Here is a 3,335-nt window from a genome sequence, read left to right on the forward strand (position 1 = left end):
CGCAGATAGGGGTTTTGCGAAATGAATCTTGACGATGACCTACTCTCACATGGGGAAACCCCACACTACCATCGGCGATGCATCGTTTCACTACTGAGTTCGGGATGGGATCAGGTGGTTCCAATGCTCTATGGTCGTCAAGAAATTCTGTAGCCAGAATGTCCTGTTGGACAGCCCAGCGAATTCGGATATGCGATTTGTGATGTTACGAATTTTCGGGTCTTTCGTCTTCACCACCACAATCTGCGCTGCAGATTGCTTGGGTGTTATATGGTCAAGCCTCACGGGCAATTAGTATTGGTTAGCTCAACGCCTCACAGCGCTTACACACCCAACCTATCAACGTCGTAGTCTTCGACGGCCCTTTAGGGGATTCAAGATCCCAGTGAGATCTCATCTTGAGGCAAGTTTCCCGCTTAGATGCTTTCAGCGGTTATCTCTTCCGAACATAGCTACCCGGCAATGCCACTGGCGTGACAACCGGAACACCAGAGGTTCGTCCACTCCGGTCCTCTCGTACTAGGAGCAGCCCCTCTCAAATCTCAAACGTCCACGGCAGATAGGGACCGAACTGTCTCACGACGTTCTAAACCCAGCTCGCGTACCACTTTAAATGGCGAACAGCCATACCCTTGGGACCGGCTTCAGCCCCAGGATGTGATGAGCCGACATCGAGGTGCCAAACACCGCCGTCGATATGAACTCTTGGGCGGTATCAGCCTGTTATCCCCGGAGTACCTTTTATCCGTTGAGCGATGGCCCTTCCATACAGAACCACCGGATCACTAAGACCTACTTTCGTACCTGCTCGACGTGTTTGTCTCGCAGTCAAGCGCGCTTTTGCCTTTATACTCTACGACCGATTTCCGACCGGTCTGAGCGCACCTTCGTACTCCTCCGTTACTCTTTGGGAGGAGACCGCCCCAGTCAAACTACCCACCATACACTGTCCTCGATCCGGATAACGGACCTGAGTTAGAACCTCAAAGTTGCCAGGGTGGTATTTCAAGGATGGCTCCATGAGAACTGGCGTCCCCACTTCAAAGCCTCCCACCTATCCTACACAAGCAAATTCAAAGTCCAGTGCAAAGCTATAGTAAAGGTTCACGGGGTCTTTCCGTCTAGCCGCGGATACACTGCATCTTCACAGCGATTTCAATTTCACTGAGTCTCGGGTGGAGACAGCGCCGCCATCGTTACGCCATTCGTGCAGGTCGGAACTTACCCGACAAGGAATTTCGCTACCTTAGGACCGTTATAGTTACGGCCGCCGTTTACCGGGGCTTCGATCAAGAGCTTCGCTTGCGCTAACCCCATCAATTAACCTTCCGGCACCGGGCAGGCGTCACACCCTATACGTCCACTTTCGTGTTTGCAGAGTGCTGTGTTTTTAATAAACAGTCGCAGCGGCCTGGTATCTTCGACCGGCATGGGCTTACGGAGCAAGTCCTTCACCCTCGCCGGCGCACCTTCTCCCGAAGTTACGGTGCCATTTTGCCTAGTTCCTTCACCCGAGTTCTCTCAAGCGCCTTGGTATTCTCTACCTAACCACCTGTGTCGGTTTGGGGTACGGTTCCCAGTTATCTGAAGCTTAGGAGCTTTTCTTGGAAGCATGGCATCAACCACTTCGCGCTCTAAAGAGCACTCGTCATCAGCTCTCGGCCTTAAGATCCCGGATTTGCCTAAGATCTCAGCCTACCACCTTAAACTTGGACAACCAACGCCAAGCTGGCCTAGCCTTCTCCGTCCCTCCATCGCAATAACTGGAAGTACAGGAATATTAACCTGTTTTCCATCGACTACGCTTTTCAGCCTCGCCTTAGGGACCGACTAACCCTGCGTCGATTAACGTTGCGCAGGAAACCTTGGTCTTTCGGCGTGCGAGTTTTTCACTCGCATTGTCGTTACTCATGTCAGCATTCGCACTTCTGATACCTCCAGCAAGCTTCTCAACTCACCTTCACAGGCTTACAGAACGCTCCTCTACCGCATCACCAGAGGTGATACCCGTAGCTTCGGTGCATGGTTTGAGCCCCGTTACATCTTCCGCGCAGGCCGACTCGACTAGTGAGCTATTACGCTTTCTTTAAAGGATGGCTGCTTCTAAGCCAACCTCCTAGCTGTCTAAGCCTTCCCACATCGTTTCCCACTTAACCATGACTTTGGGACCTTAGCTGACGGTCTGGGTTGTTTCCCTTTTCACGACGGACGTTAGCACCCGCCGTGTGTCTCCCATGCTCGGCACTTGTAGGTATTCGGAGTTTGCATCGGTTTGGTAAGTCGGGATGACCCCCTAGCCGAAACAGTGCTCTACCCCCTACAGTGATACATGAGGCGCTACCTAAATAGCTTTCGAGGAGAACCAGCTATCTCCGAGCTTGATTAGCCTTTCACTCCGATCCACAGGTCATCCGCTAACTTTTCAACGGTAGTCGGTTCGGTCCTCCAGTCAGTGTTACCTAACCTTCAACCTGCCCATGGATAGATCGCCCGGTTTCGGGTCTATACCCAGCGACTAAACGCCCTATTAAGACTCGCTTTCGCTACGCCTCCCCTATTCGGTTAAGCTCGCCACTGAATATAAGTCGCTGACCCATTATACAAAAGGTACGCAGTCACCTAACGAAGTAGGCTCCCACTGCTTGTACGCATACGGTTTCAGGTTCTATTTCACTCCCCTCTCCGGGGTTCTTTTCGCCTTTCCCTCACGGTACTGGTTCACTATCGGTCAGTCAGTAGTATTTAGCCTTGGAGGATGGTCCCCCCATGTTCAGACAAAGTTTCTCGTGCTCCGTCCTACTCGATTTCATTGATAAGAGACTTTCGTGTACGGGGCTATCACCCACTATGGCCGCACTTTCCAGAGCGTTCCACTAATCTCAAATCAACTTAAGGGCTGGTCCCCGTTCGCTCGCCACTACTAAGGGAATCTCGGTTGATTTCTTTTCCTCAGGGTACTTAGATGTTTCAGTTCCCCTGGTTCGCCTCTTGCACCTATGTATTCAGTACAAGATACTCAGCTTATGCTGAGTGGGTTCCCCCATTCAGAGATCTCTGGATCACAGTCTGTTTGCCGACTCCCCAAAGCTTATCGCAGGCTACCACGTCTTTCATCGCCTCTGACTGCCAAGGCATCCACCGTATGCGCTTCTTCACTTGACCATATAACCCCAAGCAATCTGGTTATACTGTGAAGACGACATTCGCCGAAAATTCGCATGTTGCGCTTACGCGCAGAACTCACAAATTTTACCTTAGCCTGATACCCAGCAGTGAAACTGGCTATCAGTCTATATCTATCACATATCCGAATTTTTAAAGAACGATCTGACAAA

General features: G+C 51.2%; 2 rRNA genes. Both read right to left on the reverse strand.

The window, feature by feature from the left end:
• Positions 1–26 precede the first annotated feature (26 nt).
• Positions 27–142 (reverse strand): 5S ribosomal RNA (rrf, locus tag ACK59H_RS22770).
• A gap of 128 nt (positions 143–270) precedes the next feature.
• A 23S ribosomal RNA gene (locus ACK59H_RS22775) occupies positions 271–3,162 on the reverse strand.
• Positions 3,163–3,335 lie beyond the last annotated feature (173 nt).

The organism is Pseudomonas sp. KCJK9000 (genome assembly GCF_046230725.1).
Taxonomy (GTDB): domain Bacteria; phylum Pseudomonadota; class Gammaproteobacteria; order Pseudomonadales; family Pseudomonadaceae; genus Aquipseudomonas; species Aquipseudomonas promysalinigenes.